A 17,864-nucleotide genomic window follows, 5' to 3' on the forward strand; every position below is an offset into this window, starting at 1 on the left:
ATGCGTTACCTTCCCCTGACCCCGGCCGAACGCGCCGAAATGCTGGGCGTGATCGGCGTGGACAGCGTCGATGCGCTGTTCGAGGATGTTCCAGCCGCCGCGCGCCTTCCCGGACCCGTGCCCGGGCTTCCGCTCCATGCCAGCGAGATGGCGGTGGAACGGCACATGTCGGCCCTTGCGGCGAAGAACCTTTCGGCCGGCGCGGCGCCGTTCTTCCTGGGGGCAGGGGCCTATCGCCACCATGTGCCGGCTTCGGTGGATCACCTGATCCAGCGCGGTGAATTCCTCACCGCTTATACGCCCTACCAGCCGGAAATCGCGCAGGGCACCTTGCAGGTGCTGTTCGAGTTCCAGACCCAGGTCGCGCGCCTGCTGGGCACCGATGTGGCCAATGCCTCGATGTACGATGGCTCGACCGGGTGCTGGGAAGCCGTGGCCATGGCCGCCCGCGTCACCCGGCGCAGGAAGGCCGTGATCTCGGGCGGACTTCATCCGCATTACGTCGAAACTTGCCGCACCATGGCGCACTTCACCGGCGACGTGATCGATGCCCGTGCGCCGCAGCTTTCAGGCTCGGCCGACGATGCCGAGGTGATCGCCGCGATCGATGGCGAGACAAGCTGCGTCGTCGTCCAGTATCCCGATGTGCTGGGCCGCATTCCCGATCTCGCCGCGATTGCCGCGGCTGCCCAGGCCAAGGGTGCGCTGCTGATCGCTGTGGTGACTGAGCCGGTCGCCCTCGGCCTGATCGAGGCGCCGGGCCATATCGGAGCTGATATCGTCGTGGGCGAGGGGCAGTCGCTTGGCGTCGGGCTTAATTTCGGCGGACCTCACCTTGGCCTGTTCGGCTGCCGCGAAAAGTATGTCCGCCAGATGCCCGGGCGCCTCTGCGGCCAGACTGTCGATGCCGAGGGCAAGCGCGGCTTTGTCCTGACGCTCTCGACGCGCGAGCAGCATATCCGCCGCGAAAAGGCGACGAGCAACATCTGCACCAACGCGGGCCTCTGCGCGCTGGCGTTCAGCATCCACATGACCCTGCTGGGCGGAGAAGGGCTGGCGAAGCTGGCCCGGCTCAACCACCAGGCCGCGCGCCGCACCGCCGATGCGCTGGCGGCGATTCCGGGCGTGAGCGTGCTCAACGATGCCTATGTCAATGAATTCACCGTCGTGCTGCCGCGCGATGCGCGTGAAGTGGTGCGCGAACTGGCGGATCGGCGCGTCCTGGGCGGCGTTTCGCTGGGTCGCCTCTATCCCGGGGAGACGTCGCTGGCGAACGGGCTGGTCGTCTGCGCCAGCGAGCTGACCACCGATGAAGACATTGCCGCGCTGGCCTCGGCGCTCAGCGAAGTGCTGGAAGGAGTCCCCGCATGAACGCCGTGAATGCATCCGGCTGGCGCCCCGAGATGGGCGCAGCAGGCGAAGACCTGAACCTTGCCACGGCGAGCGGGGACAGGGGCCTTGCGCTTGAGGAAAAGCTGATCTTCGAACTAGGCCGCCCCGGCACCTGCGGTGTCGACATGGACGAGCCCCGGGGCGAAGTCCTGCCCGGGCTGACCAGGTTCCTGCGCAAGGCGGCACCCGCGCTGCCCGGCCTGTCGGAGCCGGAAACCGTGCGCCATTACACGCGCCTTTCCCGCCAGAACTACGCCATCGACCTCGGGCCGTTCCCGCTCGGTTCGTGCACGATGAAGCACAACCCGCGCCTGAACGAGAAGATGGCCCGCCTGCCGGGCTTTGCCGACGTTCACCCGCTGCAGCCGCAGCAGACCGTGCGCGGCGCGCTTGAGGCGATCAACGAGTTGGCCCACTGGCTGATCGAGCTGACCGGCATGCACGGCGTTGCCATGACGCCCAAGGCCGGCGCGCATGGCGAACTGTGCGGGCTGCTGTGCATCAAGGCCGCGATCGAGGCGCGCGGAGAGGACCGCAAGCTGATCCTCGTGCCGGAAAGCGCGCACGGCACCAATCCGGCGACTGCCGCTTTCGCCGGCTTCTCGGTGGAGAGCATCCCGGCGACCGAGGATGGCCGCGTTGACCTGCAGGCGCTGATCGGCCGCCTCGGCCCGGATGTTGCGGGGGTGATGATCACCAACCCTAACACCTGCGGCCTGTTCGAGCGCGACATGAAGGCGATCTCCGACGCGGTCCATGCGGCCGGCGGCTATGTCTATTGCGATGGCGCGAACTTCAACGCGGTGGTCGGCAAGGTGCGCCCCGGCGACTTGGGCATCGATGCCATGCACATCAACCTGCACAAGACCTTCTCCACCCCGCACGGCGGTGGCGGTCCGGGTTCGGGGCCGGTGGTGCTGTCAGAAGCCCTCTCGCCTTTCGGACCGCTGCCGTTCACCGCGAAGACTGCCGATGGCGTGGTCCATCTCGTCGAGGAAGAGGACGCGGAAGGGTTTGGCCATTCGCAGGCATTCGGGCGCATGGCTGCTTTCCACGGGCAGATGGGCATGTTCACCCGCGCGCTGACCTATATCCTCGGCCACGGGGCCGATGGACTGCGGCAGGCGGCGGAAGACGCGGTGCTTAACGCCAACTACGTTCTGCGCAGCCTGGAAGATGTGCTGAATGCCCCCTTCGCCAAGGCGGGGCCATGCATGCACGAAGCGCTGTTCAGCGACGATGGCCTGCCCGAAGGATTCACCACGCTCGACATCGCCAAGGGCCTGATCGACGAGGGCTTCCACCCGATGACGGTCTATTTCCCGCTGGTTGTCCACGGCGCCATGCTGGTCGAGCCGACCGAAACGGAAAGCAAGGACGGGCTGGATCGCTTTATCGGTTCGATGCGCAGCCTTGCCGCTCGCGCACGCAACGCCGATCCGAGCCTGAAGAGCGCGCCGCACCATGCCCCGCGCCGCCGACTTGACGAGACGCTGGCGGCGCGTAAGCCTGTGCTGACTTGGAAGGAGTCGGCGGGGGAATAGCGGCGCATGGACAAGCACCAGATTCTGCGATCGCTGATACCGCTGGTGATTGCCGCTTTTGTGATGATCCTTCGCTGGCGCAGCATCAAGACGCCAGTGCCACTGCATCCGCAGCGAATGTGGCTGGGGCCGGTCGTCTTGGCTGCTCTGGTCGGTTTCGCGCTCTATGTCGTGCCGCCGGGAGGGCAGGGCTGGGCGGTCTTCGCGCTCGGCATCGTGCTGGGGCTGGCGGTGGGCTGGCAGCGCGGGCGGATGATGCGGATGGAGGTTGATCCGGGTAGCGGTCAGATCATGGTGCGGCAGTCACCCGCGGCCTTCCTGTTCATCCTAGCGCTGTTCTTTCTCAAGCGGCTGTTCCTGCCGCAGGGAGGTGGTCAGCCTTCTGGCGCCTACGCCGGGCCGCCGGCGCTGCCGCTGTTTACCGATGCCCTGCTGGGCTTTGCCCTGGGCATGGTAATCGGCATGCGGCTGGAGATGTGGCGCCGGGCAGTGGCCCTTTCCGCCAATCGCTAATCCGAAAGGGCCGACGGTTCGTCCGGCCGCCGCTTGGCCAGACGTTGTTCGCGAAAGGCGATGATTGCCCCGGCAGCGATGATCAGCGGCGCGCCCAGGAACAGCGTGGCATTGGGGAACCGGTCCCAGACAAGCCAGCCATAGATCGTTGCCCAGATCAGCTGGCTGTAATCCATCACGATCACGCTGGCGACCGCGCCGTGACGCAGCGATGCCGTCAGCAGCATTTGGCCGATTGCCCCGGTTACGCCCATCGTCAGGACCAGGAACCACTCGAAGGGTGTGTAATCGGTCATGAAGAAAGGCATCAGCGGCGCCATGAGCAGCGTGCCGAACAGCGAAAACCAGAAGACGATGCAGGCAGAGCTTTCGGTGCGGGCAAGATCGCGGATCTGGAAATTGATGATGGCGATCAGGAAAGCGCCGGTCAGCATCAGCCCGACGCCCAGCGAGGATACCGGCTCGCCCCCCGGTTGCGCGACGATCACCACCCCGGCAAACCCGAGCAGGACGGCCGACCACCGCCACGGGCCGACCTTGTCCTTGAGGAACAGGGCGGCGAGCAGCACGGCGAACAGCGGCGAGGCGAAGCTCAGCGTTGTCGATTCGGCCAGCGGCAGCAGGACGGTGCCGGTGAAAATCAGCGACATGTTGGTCATGCCCACCATTGCGCGCCCGGCGTGATTGCCGATGCGATTGGTGCGGATTTCGTGGAAGTGCCCCGTCAGCCCCAGCCACAGCGCGATCACCGGCAGGCAGGCGGCCTGCCGCCAGAACATGATCTCGGGCACGGAAATGCCGGCCTCTCCGGCATATTTGATGACCATGAACATCGTGCCGAAGACGAAGGCCGCCCCCAGCCGCAGGACAAGGGCATAAAGCGGGCGCTGCGGACGTTCCATGGCCCGGCCATAGCGGCACGGGCCTGCGAAGCAAATTCGCCCGTCGCAATTCCCTGTGGCGCACCGGCCCGTGCTGGTGCAGGGCGCTGGCATGGTGCCTGACTGGCTGGATGATGATCGCGTGCGCTGGCTGCTGTTGCCCGGCCTGCTGGCGCTTGGCCTCGCTGCCTTTGCATGGTGGCGCGATTACCGGCGTCGGCACCGGACCAATCCCGATGCCGTCGGCGTCATCGATTGGACAACGCTGTTCTTCTGGACGCTGCTGATCGGCTGCGTCCTGCTGGTTGCCGCGCTGAAAAGCTGGCTCAGGCCTTAGAGGCAGGCCTCCAGGTAAGCCTGGTCGAAGCCGAACTGGCGGGCCTTTTCCAGCGTGTAGGGGCGCAGGCCCGAACTGCGGAATTCGCCAATGATTTTGCCGTCTTCGGATTCGTCCAGATACTCGAACTTGAACAGTTCTTGCGTCACGATCACATCGCCTTCCATGCCGATAACCTCGGTCACGTTGGTCGTGCGGCGCGAGCCGTCGCGCAGGCGCTTGACCTGCACGATGAGGTCTACCGATTCCGCGATCTGGCGGCTGATCGCCTCCTTCGGGATCTTGATGTCGCCCATCATGATCATGTTTTCCATACGGCCAAGGCATTCGCGCGGGCTGTTGGCGTGCAGCGTACACATCGAACCGTCGTGACCGGTGTTCATCGCGGCGAGGAGGTCGAAACACTCCGCGCCGCGGATTTCGCCCAGGATGATGCGGTCAGGACGCATACGCAGGGCGTTCTTCACAAGATCGCCGATGGTGATCGCGCCCTGGCCTTCAAGGTTCGGCGGGCGGGTTTCGAGCGGCAGCCAGTGCGGCTGTTGCAGGCGAAGTTCGGCCGCGTCTTCGATCGTCAGCACGCGCTCGCCCGGGTCGATCATCTTCGACAGGGCGTTAAGCATGGTCGTCTTACCCGAACCGGTACCGCCCGAGATGACGATGTTCATGCGGCACGCGCCGGCAATCTTCAGCGCCGTGCACATCTTCTCGTTCATCGAGCCGAAGTCCTTGAGCATATCAAGGGTGATCGGCTTCTCGGAGAACTTACGAATAGAGATGGCGGTGCCGCGCAGCGACAGCGGCGGTACGATGACGTTGACACGGCTGCCGTCCTTGAGGCGGGCGTCGGCGAGCGGCGTGGTCTGGTCGACACGGCGGCCGACCTGGTTGACGATGCGCTGGGCGATCTGGAACAGGTGCTGTTCGTCGCGGAAGCGGATGGTCGAAAGGGTCAGCTTGCCCTTCTTTTCGATGTAGGTCTGGTCCGGGCCGTTGACCATGATATCGGACACGTCCGGATCGTTCAGCAGCTCTTCCAGCGGTCCGAAGCCAAGCAGCTCGTCGATCAGCACCTTTTCCAGCGCGAACTGTTCGCGGCGGTTGAGGGTGATCTTCAGTTCCGCGAGCACCTCAAGGATGATCGGGCGGAATTCTTCGGAAAGCTCGTCCTTGGTTAGCGTGGCCGCCGCCTCGGGATCGACGCGTTCGAGCAGGCGCGGCAGCACCTGTTCCTTGATCTTGTGGACCGAGGCCTCGAAGCCTTCGAGCTGGGACTGGTTCTCGACAATGCCGTTGGCGCGATCGGCCAGGCGCGTCATCGCGTCTGCCTTCAGCGATCCAGTATCGGCAGGGCGCGATTCTTCCGCAGAGGGCAGGGGCGGGAACTGATCGCCACCGGGCAGGCCACCCGGCATCGGCACCGAACCCATGCCTCCGGGGCCGCCGGGCACGCCGCCCATGCCCGAATCGGGCATTCCGCCGGCTCCGCCGCGCATCGGCTTGGCCACGCCGAACTGGGGCCGCGCCCCAGGCGACATCGCGCCTACACCAGTTTTCCGCCCGAATGCACTCATCTGCCCGTCCTTGCTGCCTGCCGGCACCACCGCGCACGGGGATGCAGCAAGCCCATATGATGGGTGGCGATATATGGTTGAAACTTTGAAAACTTCCTAAATGCCCGGCCAAAGAGTTGCCCGATATGGTTTGCTGGCTGTAAACGGGTGAAAATTTGGGGGCCCCGGGCCTCCGGGAGATTGCCGATTAGCCTGCACCATACCGAACGCAGCGGCCTGGCCTGGGCGCTGGCCGGCTTCGTCCTGCTTTCCACCGGCGATGCCGTGATCAAGTCCATCGCGGGCGCCTGGGCACCCACGGCGATCGCGGCGACGCGCTATGTTCTGGGGGCCGCTGGGCTGGGCCTGCTGCTGGCCTGGCGTGAGGGGCGCGAGGGGTTCGCCATGCCAAGCCCGGCGCTGCAGGCGCTGCGCGGTTTTGGCGTGGCGATTGCGACCCTGGGGTTCTTTTCGGCGGTTTTCCTGATGCCGCTGGCCGAGGCAACGGCAATCACCTTTACCAGCCCGATGATCACCGCCTTGCTCTCCGCGCTGTTCCTGGGCGAGCCCGCCCGCCGCGAGACGTGGCTGGCGAGCGTCCTGGCCTTCGTCGGCATGCTGATCGTGCTGCGGCCGAATCTCGCGGAATTGGGTCTGGCGGCGCTGCTGCCCCTGCTCAGCGCCATCGGCATGAGCCTGCTGATGATCGGCAACCGGGCCGTGGCGGGCAAGGCGAGCGCGCTTGCCTCGCAGTTCTTCGTTGCGATCATGGCCGCGCCGCTGCTTGTCGTGGCGACCTTCCTGGGCACCTTCACCAGCGAGCCGCGGCTGGCCGTGGCCGTGCCTGACTGGACCATCCTTGCCCGCTGCGCCGTGGTTGCCGTTTCCGCCAGCGCGGCGCACTGGGCGATTTTCAAGGGCACGGCAAGGGCAGGGGCTGCGGCGATCGCACCGATGACCTACGTGCAGCTCCTCGTCGCCACCGTGCTGGGCATCGTGCTGTTCAACGACTGGCCTGACGGACCCACCCTGTTCGGTTCTGCCCTGATTGTCGGGGCAGGGCTGTGGCTGTGGCGGGCAGGAGCGCGGCAGGCGGCGCATGAAGCCCGGTGATCGCCGGGCGGATCCCGCGCGCTGCTGGCTCTGCAACCGCGACCTAGGCCACCGCATCGAATGGCACCACCCGGTTCCCAAGAGCAAGGGCGGGCGCGAAACGGTGGCGTTGCACCCGATCTGCCATCGCACGCTCCACGCCACCTTCAGCAATACCGAACTTCAACGCATGGGCGCAGAGCGCGCCTTGCTGTGCCTCAATCCGGCAATCGCCGGCTTCCTCAAGTGGATCGAGAACAAACCGCCAGATTTCCACGCGCGCACTTCTCCCCGTCGTTAAGGCCGGGTTTATCGCCGTGCCCGCAGTGCCTATGTTCCTGCCATCTGTTTCAGGGGGATGCCGATGAAAACCGGTTCGATGATCGCAGCGCTTGCCGCCCTGGCCCTGGTTCCGGCCGGTCCCGCGCTGGCGCAATCGGCAGACGATGGCCTGCCCGAATGGATGGCCGGTACCTGGACGATGCAGGATGGATCGATATGGGGGGACGAGGTGTGGATGTCTCCGCGCGGCGGCGTGATGATCGGCATGGCCCGCATCGGTTTCGGCGCGCAGCTGGACACCTGGGAAGTCACCCGCATCCAGCGCAAGAAGGACGGCACGATCGCCTTTTTTGCCCAGCCGTTCGGCCGCCCGCCCTCGGAATTTCCCTTGGCGGTGAAAAGCGAGAATGCGATCGAGTTTGCCAACCCGGCGCACGATTATCCCCAGCGCATCCGGTATTGGCGGCAGGGCCAGTTGCTGATGGCCGAAATCTCGAAGATCGACGGATCGAAGGCCGTGCGCTTCAATTACCGCCCGGTTGCGGCCCCCGTGCTTGAAACGCCGCCACCGGCTGTGCCCTGATTCTTGCCGCAAAGGCCGGGAGGCCGGGACACTGAAAACGAAAAAGGCGGCCCGAGAGCCGCCTTTTCCCTATCCCGTGCTGTCTGAGGGATCAGCCCTCGACGTGCTCGGCAAGAACCGTCAGGCCGGTGTCGCCAACTTCGGCGAAACCACCCTGAACGCGGATCTCTTCAGGCGCGGCGCCGGCGGTCTTGTAGACCAGCAGGGCACCGTCGCGGATCGTGGACATCACCGGGGCATGGCCTTCCAGCACGCCGAAGTCGCCCTCGGAACCGGGGACGACCACCATGTGGACGTCCTCGGAGCGGACGAGCTTTGCCGGGGTGACGAGTTCGAAGTGCAGGGACATGAGTGATTACGCCTCTTCGGCCAGCTTCTTGGCCTTTTCGATCGCTTCGTCGATGCCGCCGACCATGTAGAAGGCGTTTTCGGGAAGGTGATCGTATTCGCCATCGACAACCGCCTTGAACGAGCGGACCGTGTCTTCGATCTGCACGAACTTGCCGGGGATGCCGGTGAAGACTTCGGCGACGTGGAACGGCTGCGACAGGAACTTCTGGATCTTGCGCGCGCGGGCAACGGTGAGCTTATCTTCTTCCGAAAGCTCGTCCATGCCGAGAATGGCGATGATGTCCTGAAGCGACTTGTACTTCTGCAGCGTTTCCTGAACGCGACGCGACGTCTCGTAGTGCTCCTGGCCGACGACGGCAGGGGTGAGCACGCGCGAGGTCGAGTCGAGCGGGTCGACGGCCGGGTAGATGCCCAGTTCCGAGATGGCGCGGTTCAGCGTGGTCGTCGCGTCAAGGTGAGCGAACGAGGTAGCCGGCGCAGGGTCGGTAAGGTCGTCGGCCGGCACGTAGATGGCCTGAACCGAGGTGATCGAGCCCTTGGTGGTCGAGGTGATGCGTTCCTGCAGCGCGCCCATGTCGGTCGACAGGGTCGGCTGGTAACCCACGGCCGAAGGAATGCGGCCGAGCAGAGCCGACACTTCCGAACCCGCCTGGGTGAAGCGGAAGATGTTGTCGACGAAGAACAGAACGTCCTGGCCTTCCTGGTCGCGGAAGTATTCGGCCATGGTCAGGCCCGAGAGAGCGACGCGAGCGCGGGCGCCCGGGGGTTCGTTCATCTGGCCGAACACGAGCGCCACCTTCGAACCTTCCGAAACGGCGTTGCCGTCGGCGTCCGAGGCGATAACGCCGGCTTCGAGGAATTCGTGGTAAAGGTCGTTACCTTCACGGGTACGTTCACCGACACCCGCGAAGACCGAGACGCCGCCGTGGCCCTTGGCGATGTTGTTGATCAGTTCCTGGATGAGAACCGTCTTGCCCACGCCGGCGCCGCCGAACAGGCCGATCTTGCCGCCCTTGGCATAAGGCGCGATCAGGTCGATGACCTTGATGCCGGTGACGAGGATCGAAGCTTCGGTCGACTGGTCGACGAAGGCCGGTGCCTCGGCGTGGATCGGCGCGGTCATGTCGGTGGCGATGGGGCCACGCTCGTCGATCGGCTCGCCGATGACGTTGAGAATGCGACCGAGCGTCGCCGGACCGACGGGGACCGAGATCTGCGCGCCGGTGTTGACCACCGGCTGGCCGCGGGTCAGGCCGTCGGTCGAGTCCATGGCGATGGTGCGCACGGTGTTCTCACCGAGGTGCTGCGCCACTTCGAGAACCAGGCGCGAGCCATTGTTGTCGGTTTCGAGCGCCGAAAGGATCGCCGGCAGTTCGCCTTCGAAGGTCACATCGACGACGGCGCCGATGACCTGGCTGATCTTGCCGGTGGCAACGACGTTCGCGGCAGCCTTGGTGGCGGCCTTCTTGGCCGGAGCCTTGGCGGCGGGGGCCTTGGTGGTCTTGGTCTTGGCTGCGGTGGCCATGGTCTCTTCCTTGCCTTGAAATGCTTAGAGCGCTTCAGCGCCAGCGATGATTTCGATCAGTTCGGTGGTGATCGCGGCCTGGCGGCTGCGGTTGTACTGGATGGTCAGCTTGTTGATCAGCTCGCCCGCGTTGCGCGTGGCGTTGTCCATCGCGGTCATCGAGGCGCCCTGTTCGGAAGCCGCGTTTTCCAGCAGCGCGCCGAACAGCTGGGTGCGCAGGTAGCGCGGCAGCAGTTCGGCGAGGATTTCCGCTTCGCCCGGTTCGTATTCAACCGATGCACCGGCGGATGCAGCCGCTTCCGCCTTGGGGGCGGGGACGGGGATGATCTGCTGTTCGGTCGGTTCCTGCACCAGCGCCGAGCGGAACTTGGCGTAGAACAGGTGTGCGACGTCGAACTTGCCTTCGTCGTACATCGCCATCAGTTCGGCAGCGACCGAGCTGGCTTCCTCGAAGCCGGGCTCACGCACGTCGGAGGTGTCGAACATGGCCGCGATATCCTTGGGGAATTCGCGGCGCAGCACGGCGCGGCCCTTCTTGCCGACGAGGTAAAAGAGCACGGTCTTGCCCTCGGCCTTCAGGCTGAGAGCCTTGGCCTTGGCGGCCTTGACGATGTTCGAGTTGAACGCGCCGCACAGGCCCTTGTCGCTGTTGGCGACGACGAGCAGGTGCACCTGGTCCTTGCCGTTGCCGGCAAGCAGCTTGGGCGCGCTGTCCGATCCGGCGACCTTGCCGGCGATCGAAGCCATGACCGAAGCCAGGCGGCCCGAATAGGGGCGCGCAGCCTCGGCAGCGGCCTGCGCCTTGCGCAGTTTCGCCGCCGCGACCATCTGCTTGGCCTTGGTGATCTTCTGGGTCGACTTGACCGAGTTGATCCGGCCCTTGAGTTCCTTCAGCGAGGCCATGACGGCTCCCTAACTTAGTTCTTCAGGGCTCAGGCGAACTGCTTGGCGAAAGCGTCGAGCGCGGCGACCGTCTGCTTCTTGGCATCGTCACCGAAATCGCGGCTGTCGCGGATCAGCTTCAGGACGTCGGCGTGCTTGTCGCGCATGAAGCTGAGCATTTCGGCTTCGTAGCGGGTCACGGCGTCGGTCGGGATGTTGTCCAGGTAGCCGTTGGTGCCGGCGAAGATCGACACGGTCTGCTCTTCGAAGGGCAGCGGCGAGAACTGCGGCTGCTTGAGCAGCTCGGTCAGGCGCGCACCGCGGTTGAGCAGCTTCTGGGTCGAAGCGTCGAGGTCCGAACCGAACTGGGCGAAGGCCGCCATTTCGCGGTACTGCGCCAGCTCGAGCTTGATCGAGCCCGAAACCTTCTTCATCGCCTTGGTCTGCGCGGCCGAGCCGACGCGCGACACCGACAGGCCGACGTTGATGGCCGGACGGACGCCCTGGTAGAACAGGCCGGTTTCAAGGAAGATCTGGCCGTCGGTGATCGAGATCACGTTGGTCGGAATGTAGGCCGAAACGTCACCTGCCTGGGTTTCGATGATCGGCAGAGCGGTGAGCGAACCGCCACCCAGCGAACCGTTCATCTTCGCGGCGCGCTCAAGCAGGCGGCTGTGGAGATAGAACACGTCGCCCGGGTAAGCTTCGCGGCCCGGAGGACGACGCAGCAGCAGCGACATCTGGCGGTAAGCAACGGCCTGCTTGGAAAGGTCGTCGTACACGATCACGGCGTGCATGCCGTTGTCGCGGAAGTATTCGCCCATGGTCACGCCGGTGTAGGGCGCGAGGTACTGCAGCGGAGCCGGTTCCGAAGCGGTTGCGGCGACGACGATGGAGTATTCCATGGCGCCGTTTTCTTCGAGCTGGCGCACGATCTGCGCCACGGTCGAGCGCTTCTGGCCGACGGCGACGTAGATGCAGTACAGCTTCTTCGATTCGTCGGTGCCGGCGTTCGCTTCCTTCTGGTTGATGAAGGTGTCGATGGCGACGGCGGTCTTGCCGGTCTGGCGGTCACCGATGATCAGTTCGCGCTGGCCACGGCCGACGGGGACGAGCGCGTCGAGAGCCTTGAGGCCGGTCTGAACCGGTTCGTTGACCGACTGGCGCGGGATGATGCCCGGAGCCTTCTTTTCCACGCGCATGCGGGCTTCGGCCTTGATCGGGCCCTTGCCGTCGATCGGGTTGCCGAGCGCGTCGACGACGCGGCCGAGCAGGCCCTTGCCGACGGGGACGTCCACGATGGTCTGGGTGCGCTTGACCGTGTCGCCTTCCTTGATCTCGGCGTCCGAGCCGAAGATCACGACGCCGACGTTATCGGCTTCGAGGTTGAGCGCCATGCCCTTAACGCCATTGGCGAATTCGACCATTTCACCGGCCTGGACCTGGTCAAGGCCGTGGATGCGGGCGATACCGTCACCGACCGAGAGCACCGAGCCCACTTCCGAGACCTGGGCTTCATTGCCGAAGCTGGCGATCTGGTCCTTGATGACCTTCGAAATTTCTGCCGCGCGGATTTCCATGTTCAGCCTTTCATCGCGTTTGCGAGAGTGTTCAGACGGGTGCGGATCGAGCTATCGATCTGGCGGGAGCCGATGCGCACGACGAGGCCGCCGAGGATGGCGGGGTCGACGCTGGCCTTGAGCTTGACGGCCTTGCCCTCACGCTCCTTCAGCTTGGCGGAAAGCGCCTTGAGCTGGGCATCGGAGAGGGGGTGGGCGCTGGTCACTTCGGCGGTCACTTCACCACGCTGGGCAGCAGCGATCGCACCGAAGGCGCGGACGATCTCGGGCAGTGCGCCAAGGCGGCGGTTGCCGGCGAGAACGCCGAGAAAGTTCTGGGTGAGCGGCGAAAGCTTCAGTGCCTTGGCCAGGTTGGCCATGGCCGCCGCTGCCGCTTCGCGCGTGACGCGCGGATTGCGAATCAGTCCGGCGAGTTCAGGGGAGACCTTCACAGCCTCTCCCAGCTTGTCGAGGTCGCCCTCGACCGCGGTTACCTTGCCCTGTTCGCTGGCCAGGTCGAACAACGCAGAAGCATAGCGCCCCTGCAAGCTCGCCGTAATGCCGCCGGAATTTTCCACGCGCGTCGGTTCCTTCATACCGGGTGACGGACAGGGAGCGATAACGAGCACCCGCGAGAGGCGAACCCCCTGTCGACGGGGGCGCGCATAGCATGAAATTGCTGCGATGCAAGGTGGCGGCGGCGCGAAGTGGGCCAGCAAGTGCGGATCACCGCACTGGCGGGGGAAATCCTTGCGTAATCCTGCCGGTTTCGTGGCGCAATCGCTGCTGCGATTGCTGGACCTCCGCCGACCGCGCGAATCACGGCTTGCCCCAATCGTGGCTGCTCCGGCAATCCTTAACGCCCGTGACCGCACTGTCCGGCGTCGCTATGCCTGTTCACTCAATCTTGGATGCGGAGAGTCATATGGTCAGGGTGTTCGGTCAGGTCGCGTTGTTTGCCGGGTTCGCCCTCCATGGTGCCGTGGCCATGGCGCAGCCGGTCGATTCTGCCGATCCGGCGCGGCACGATTTCAGCATTGGCACCCAGAATCTCACCCTTCCGGTGCCGGCAGGATACTGCAAGCCCAGCGGACTATCCGCGGAAGTGGCGAGGCAGACGGCCCTGGCGGACGAACAGAACATCACGCTCGCAACCTTCTATCGGTGCAACCAGGCGGGCACGATCTCGGCTGAGGAATATGTCCTGATCAAGGTGCCCAAGATGTTCATGTCGGTCGAAAGGGAAAAGCAGTCGGCGCTTGCCGCGCTGAGCGAGGTGATGACCGCGCCTAATGCCCCGAAGTTCGATGGTCCCGCACAGCGGGAGGCCGAGAAGGGCATCAGCAAGGTGATCGGGAGCGAAGCGAAGATCGGCGGCCAGATGGGCTACATGGGCACCGATGCCGATTGCGTTTACATCGGCGGGACCGTCACGGTGTCTGCCGCCCAGGGCTCGGTAAACGGAGCCTGGACGGGCTGCATGACGGTTGCCGCGAAGCGGATGTTTGCCGTTTATGTATACGACTTCCGCGCCAAGCCGGCTTTTGAGGATCTGAAGACGAAGGCGGGCCTCATCGCGGCCAGCGTCCGCGCGCTGTAAAGGCGGTTTGAACGCAAGCATCGGGAAGCGGAACCGGCGGCCACCTGCCAAGGCTTGTCTTCGCTAGGAGACCTGCCATGAACCATGCAATGGACGCCGCCGCAAATCCGCTTGCCGATGACGAATGCTGGACGGCGGTGCTCGCCCGCGATCGCGCCTATGACGGGCGCTTTGTTACCGGCGTTCTTTCAACCGGTATCTATTGCCGGCCATCCTGTGCGGCGCGGCACCCGCAACGAGGCAATGTCCGCTTCTTTGCCGATGGCGCGGCCGCCCGGCAGGCGGGACTGAGGCCGTGCAAGCGCTGCCTGCCTGACGATGTCAGCCGCGACGAAAAGGCCGTGCTGGCGGCCATCGAGACGATCAAGGCCAGCGAGGAGGTGCCCGCACTGGCCGGGCTGTCCGCCGATGCCGGCTATTCGGTGTCGCACTTCCAGCGGATATTCACCCGGATGACCGGCCTTTCCCCTGCGGCCTACAGCCGTGCCCTGCGGCTTGAGCGGGCACAGGCCGCGCTGACGTCCGGCGAACGTGTGACCGATGCCATCTATGATGCAGGATTTTCCGCCCCGTCCCGCTTCTACGATGCGAGCGAAAGACTGGGCATGGCGCCTTCGGCCTGGGCCAACGGGGGCAGGGGCGTGACCATCCGCTGGGCGCAGGTTGAAACCTACCTTGGCACCATGCTGGTCGCGGCGACGGCCAGGGGCGTGTGCCGGCTTTCGTTCAACGAGGGCGTCGATGATCTGGCCGCGCGCTTTCCGCAGGCAGAGCTCGTTGAGGGCGGTGACGATTTTGCCGCCTTGCTCGCGCAGGTGGTGGCCGCAGTTGAGTCACCGGGCCAGCCGCATTCGGTGCCGCTCGACGTGCGCGGAACGGCGTTCCAGGAAGCGGTCTGGCGGGAACTGCGGCGCATTCCGGCGGGCGAGACGCGATCCTACTCCCAAATCGCCGCCGCCGTGGGCGCACCGCGCGCAGTGCGGGCCTGTGGTTCGGCCAACGGGGCGAACAATGTTGCCGTGCTGATCCCCTGCCACCGCGTGGTCCGCAGCGATGGCAGCCTGGGCGGCTATGCCTGGGGGCTCGACATCAAGCGCAAGCTGCTGGCGCGCGAGGGCAAGGAATAGGCGCCTCTCGACATTTTGGCGCCGCTCGACAAGACTGCGGCCAAGGGGAGGGCCATGACCATGCCGCAGATCGATCATGTCCAGCCGCAAGGGGCCAGCCGCTCCATCTGGCGCGCCATCTGGGATTTCCCGCTCGTGGCGATGATCGTTGCGCTGGGCCTGCTTGCCGGGGTGATTGTCGGCGTGGGCAAGCTGCTTTCGGGGATGCCTGCGGTTGCCAGCCCGGCGGTTGCCATGCTGGTCCAGACGATCACCGCAGTGGGGCTGGTGTTCTTCGTCACCAAGTTCATGATTGCGCGGCTTGGCGAGCGCAAGCACGATGACCTGCCGCTGGCCCCGGCGCTGGGCGATCTAGGCCGGGGCGTGGCGCTGGGCTTTGGCCTGATGGCGCTGGTTGTGGGCATCGCGGCCGTGCTGGGCGCCTACCGGATAACAGGCTGGGGCAGCAACGAGGACGCGGTGCGGATCCTGTTGCAGGCCGGGCTGTTCGCCGCCTTCGTCGAAGAGGTGATCTTCCGCGGCGTCCTGTTCCGCTGGATCGAGGAAATGCTCGGGTCCTGGGCGGCGCTGGCGATCACTTCGGCGCTGTTCGGCATCGCGCATCTGGGCAATGCCAATGCGACAGTGTTTTCCTCGGTCGCCATCGCGCTCGAAGCCGGCATCCTTCTTGGCGCCTGCTATATGCTGACGCGGTCGCTGTGGCTGGTGATCGGGGTGCACATGGGCTGGAACGTGACCCAGGGCTACCTGTTTGCGGTTCCCGTTTCCGGCCACCCCGTGCGCGGGCTGGTTGAATCGGAACTGAGCGGGCCGGAACTGCTTTCCGGCGGCGCTTTCGGGCTTGAGGCATCGGTGATCGCATTGTGCGTGGCCTCGCTGGCCGGGCTCTGGCTGCTGCGCAAGGCAATCGCGCAGGGCCAGTTGCGCCGGCCGATGTGGGTGAAACCGGGGCGTTAAGCCGCCCCGGAATTGCCCGACAAGGAGTTAGTCCTCGCCGCCCTTGTCCTTCCCTTTGTCCTTATCCTTGTCATCGTCCTTGGGTTTGCCCTTTTCGTCGACAAGCCCTTCCATCTTGTCGATCTCCTTGTTCAGGATCTTGAGGCCCTCGGCCGCTTCGTTGGCCTGCAGCTTGGCCATCACCTTGCCGGGAATGTTGCGTTCCTGGTCGCGCCCGTCGAACGAATAGGCGAGCGGTCCCAGCACCTGAATGGCCTGCGGAACGCGACCCTCCTCAAGCAGCTGGCGGGTGAGGATCATGCGGAAGTAGGAATCGTGCCGGGCAAGGTCATAGGCATTGTCCAGCGCGGCTGCGGCCGAATCCGGGATCGGACGCTCCGGCGCACGGCGGTACGAGGCATAGTACTGGATGAGCGGACGCGGATCGTCCTTGTCCACCCCGCGCGCCTTGACGAGGTAAGAGCGCGCCTGCTTGAAGCGTTCGGCCGGGCCTTCCTTGGGTTCGATAAGGGTGCGGGCTTTGTAGATCAGCGCTTCGATCGAGTTGGGATCGATGGCAAGCGCGCGATCGGCGGCCTGTGCGGCTCCGACAAAATCCTCGGCATCGAGCCCGGATTCGGCGGCGAGCAGCTGTGCCGGCAGGCTTTTTGGTTCTGCCGCGGCGGTGGCAAGCAGGTCCGGTGCCAGCTTCTTTGCCTGCGCGCGCGACACGCCGCGAGCCAGCTGGATGCGCTTGAGGACATATTTCTCCTCGATCGCGTCCAGTCGCCGCACCTTCACATCGGGCATGCGCGTGTTCGCCGGCACCACGCGGGCGGCGGGCATGTTGGTAGTCTTGTACTTGATCAGCTCTGCATTGAGCTTTTCGAGATCGCCGAAGGCCTGTTCTGCCGCTTCGAGGCCCGGCTTGCCCTCGCCCAGCAGGCGCAGGTACGTCTTGAGCTGGCCGCTGCGCGACTTGTTGAAGGTCAGGTAGTGGGTCAGCAGCCAGCCGACGCTGTACTTCTGGACGACGGCGATGAAGTCTTCGTACTTGAAGTTCGGATCGAGCAGCTTGCGTACGTGCAGCTGCGGCAGGCGGAACAGCTCGGTCGAGCGGTGGTTCGCCGGCAGGCCGACCATGAAGGTGCCGTCCGGGTTGAGGTCGATCGTGGCGTTCACCTCGGCGAAGCCCTCGATATACCAGCTCGGATAGGTAGCCGGGAACGTGTGCAGCATGAAATGGTGCGTGTATTCGTGGAACAGCACGGTTTCCGGCTTCAGCTTCGTGCGCTCGTTCCCGCGTTCGCGGCGGCCCGGTTCGAAATATTCGCGCGCCGGCGTGAAGGCCACGGGATAGGCCGCGCGCGGGATGTAGAAGCCCGCGACGCCCATGCTGCCCGCCAGGTTGCCGATCGTGCGCGTGTCGCCATAACGATAGACCATGACCTTGCTGGCGTCCGGCACGGCCTTGTCGGCGGGCAGGTTCTGCAAGTTGCGCAAGGCATTGTCGAAACGTTCGAGCCGCTGCGCGAAAGCGACCGTCTCGGTCTCTGTGCCTTCGGAAATGATGATGAAGTGGTTGGTGCGTGCCTCGTACCATTCCGCGCTTGCTGCGCTTGAAAGCAGTGCAGCTGTGGCGACGACGGCAAATTTCATGAGCTTCATGCTGGACAACCCCGATGCGATAACCCTGCAGCAGGTTCT

General features: G+C 65.0%; 18 protein-coding genes. 10 read left to right on the plus strand and 8 right to left on the minus strand.

The window, feature by feature from the left end; all coding sequences use genetic code 11:
* The 3 genes from gcvPA to C0V78_RS00785 are packed head-to-tail and all read left to right on the plus strand — an operon-like array spanning window position 1 to window position 3,449.
* Window positions 1-1,371: an aminomethyl-transferring glycine dehydrogenase subunit GcvPA gene (gcvPA, locus tag C0V78_RS00775; protein ID WP_101795992.1), complete on the plus strand. Its 1,371-nt coding sequence runs from the start codon at window positions 1-3 to the stop codon at window positions 1,369-1,371.
* Window positions 1,368-2,936 (plus strand): aminomethyl-transferring glycine dehydrogenase subunit GcvPB, encoded by a 1,569-nt coding sequence (gene gcvPB, locus C0V78_RS00780; RefSeq protein WP_101795993.1) that lies wholly within the window; start codon window positions 1,368-1,370, stop codon window positions 2,934-2,936. The genes gcvPA and gcvPB overlap by 4 nt, the downstream gene beginning before the upstream one ends.
* 6 nt (window positions 2,937-2,942) lie before the next feature.
* A complete protein-coding gene (locus C0V78_RS00785; RefSeq protein WP_101795994.1) occupies window positions 2,943-3,449 on the plus strand; it encodes a CcdC protein domain-containing protein in 507 nt (168 codons plus the stop codon).
* On the opposite strand, the gene C0V78_RS00790 is transcribed toward C0V78_RS00785, so the two are convergent.
* On the minus strand, window positions 3,446-4,351 hold the full coding sequence (locus C0V78_RS00790; RefSeq protein ID WP_254049766.1) for a DMT family transporter: 906 nt from the start codon (window positions 4,349-4,351) through the stop codon (window positions 3,446-3,448). The genes C0V78_RS00785 and C0V78_RS00790 overlap by 4 nt on opposite strands.
* A gap of 55 nt (window positions 4,352-4,406) precedes the next feature.
* On the opposite strand from C0V78_RS00790, the gene C0V78_RS00795 reads away from it, so the two are divergent.
* Window positions 4,407-4,667 carry a hypothetical protein gene (locus C0V78_RS00795; protein ID WP_254049767.1) on the plus strand — a complete coding sequence of 87 codons (261 nt, stop codon included), beginning with the start codon at window positions 4,407-4,409 and terminating at the stop codon, window positions 4,665-4,667.
* On the opposite strand, the gene C0V78_RS00800 is transcribed toward C0V78_RS00795, so the two are convergent.
* On the minus strand, window positions 4,664-6,241 hold the full coding sequence (locus C0V78_RS00800) for a CpaF family protein (protein ID WP_173843311.1): 1,578 nt from the start codon (window positions 6,239-6,241) through the stop codon (window positions 4,664-4,666). The two genes, C0V78_RS00795 and C0V78_RS00800, sit on opposite strands and share 4 nt — an antisense overlap.
* 180 nt (window positions 6,242-6,421) lie before the next feature.
* On the opposite strand from C0V78_RS00800, the gene C0V78_RS00805 reads away from it, so the two are divergent.
* The 3 genes from C0V78_RS00805 (at window position 6,422) to C0V78_RS00815 (ending at window position 8,177) form a co-directional block, all read left to right on the plus strand.
* Window positions 6,422-7,333, plus strand: a complete 912-nt coding sequence (locus C0V78_RS00805; RefSeq protein ID WP_254049768.1) for a DMT family transporter — start codon at window positions 6,422-6,424, stop codon at window positions 7,331-7,333.
* Window positions 7,320-7,613: an HNH endonuclease gene (locus C0V78_RS00810; RefSeq protein WP_101795998.1), complete on the plus strand. Its 294-nt coding sequence runs from the start codon at window positions 7,320-7,322 to the stop codon at window positions 7,611-7,613. Before C0V78_RS00805 ends, C0V78_RS00810 begins: the two co-directional genes overlap by 14 nt.
* 63 nt (window positions 7,614-7,676) lie before the next feature.
* Entirely contained in the window at window positions 7,677-8,177 is a 501-nt protein-coding gene (locus C0V78_RS00815) for a DUF6265 family protein (RefSeq protein ID WP_254049769.1), read from the plus strand.
* A 91-nt stretch (window positions 8,178-8,268) separates the two neighbouring features.
* On the opposite strand, the gene C0V78_RS00820 is transcribed toward C0V78_RS00815, so the two are convergent.
* From C0V78_RS00820 to C0V78_RS00840, 5 genes are read right to left on the minus strand one after another with little or no spacing between them, the layout of a single operon-like run.
* A complete protein-coding gene (locus C0V78_RS00820) occupies window positions 8,269-8,526 on the minus strand; it encodes an ATP synthase F1 subunit epsilon (RefSeq protein WP_101795999.1) in 258 nt (85 codons plus the stop codon).
* Between the two features lie 6 nt (window positions 8,527-8,532).
* Complete coding sequence (atpD, locus tag C0V78_RS00825) at window positions 8,533-10,053, minus strand: F0F1 ATP synthase subunit beta (RefSeq protein WP_254049770.1); 1,521 nt, start codon at window positions 10,051-10,053, stop codon at window positions 8,533-8,535.
* 24 nt (window positions 10,054-10,077) lie between these two features.
* Window positions 10,078-10,956 (minus strand): F0F1 ATP synthase subunit gamma, encoded by an 879-nt coding sequence (locus C0V78_RS00830; protein ID WP_101796000.1) that lies wholly within the window; start codon window positions 10,954-10,956, stop codon window positions 10,078-10,080.
* A gap of 29 nt (window positions 10,957-10,985) precedes the next feature.
* Complete coding sequence (gene atpA, locus C0V78_RS00835) at window positions 10,986-12,515, minus strand: F0F1 ATP synthase subunit alpha (protein ID WP_101796001.1); 1,530 nt, start codon at window positions 12,513-12,515, stop codon at window positions 10,986-10,988.
* A 2-nt stretch (window positions 12,516-12,517) separates the two neighbouring features.
* Entirely contained in the window at window positions 12,518-13,072 is a 555-nt protein-coding gene (locus C0V78_RS00840; RefSeq protein ID WP_101798116.1) for a F0F1 ATP synthase subunit delta, read from the minus strand.
* Between the two features lie 347 nt (window positions 13,073-13,419).
* Between C0V78_RS00840 and C0V78_RS00845 the strand changes: the two genes are divergently transcribed.
* The 3 genes from C0V78_RS00845 (at window position 13,420) to C0V78_RS00855 (ending at window position 16,178) form a co-directional block, all read left to right on the plus strand.
* A complete protein-coding gene (locus C0V78_RS00845; protein ID WP_101796002.1) occupies window positions 13,420-14,094 on the plus strand; it encodes a hypothetical protein in 675 nt (224 codons plus the stop codon).
* Window positions 14,095-14,171: 77 nt separating this feature from the next.
* Window positions 14,172-15,221 (plus strand): bifunctional DNA-binding transcriptional regulator/O6-methylguanine-DNA methyltransferase Ada, encoded by a 1,050-nt coding sequence (ada, locus tag C0V78_RS00850; RefSeq protein WP_254049771.1) that lies wholly within the window; start codon window positions 14,172-14,174, stop codon window positions 15,219-15,221.
* 54 nt (window positions 15,222-15,275) lie between these two features.
* Complete coding sequence (locus C0V78_RS00855) at window positions 15,276-16,178, plus strand: CPBP family intramembrane glutamic endopeptidase (protein ID WP_101796003.1); 903 nt, start codon at window positions 15,276-15,278, stop codon at window positions 16,176-16,178.
* A 27-nt stretch (window positions 16,179-16,205) separates the two neighbouring features.
* Here the strand turns inward: C0V78_RS00855 and C0V78_RS00860 are convergent, their stop codons facing one another.
* Window positions 16,206-17,825: a hypothetical protein gene (locus C0V78_RS00860; RefSeq protein WP_101796004.1), complete on the minus strand. Its 1,620-nt coding sequence runs from the start codon at window positions 17,823-17,825 to the stop codon at window positions 16,206-16,208.
* Window positions 17,826-17,864: the final 39 nt, after the last annotated feature.

It is taken from the genome of Novosphingobium sp. TH158, from assembly GCF_002855555.1.
Taxonomy (GTDB): domain Bacteria; phylum Pseudomonadota; class Alphaproteobacteria; order Sphingomonadales; family Sphingomonadaceae; genus Novosphingobium.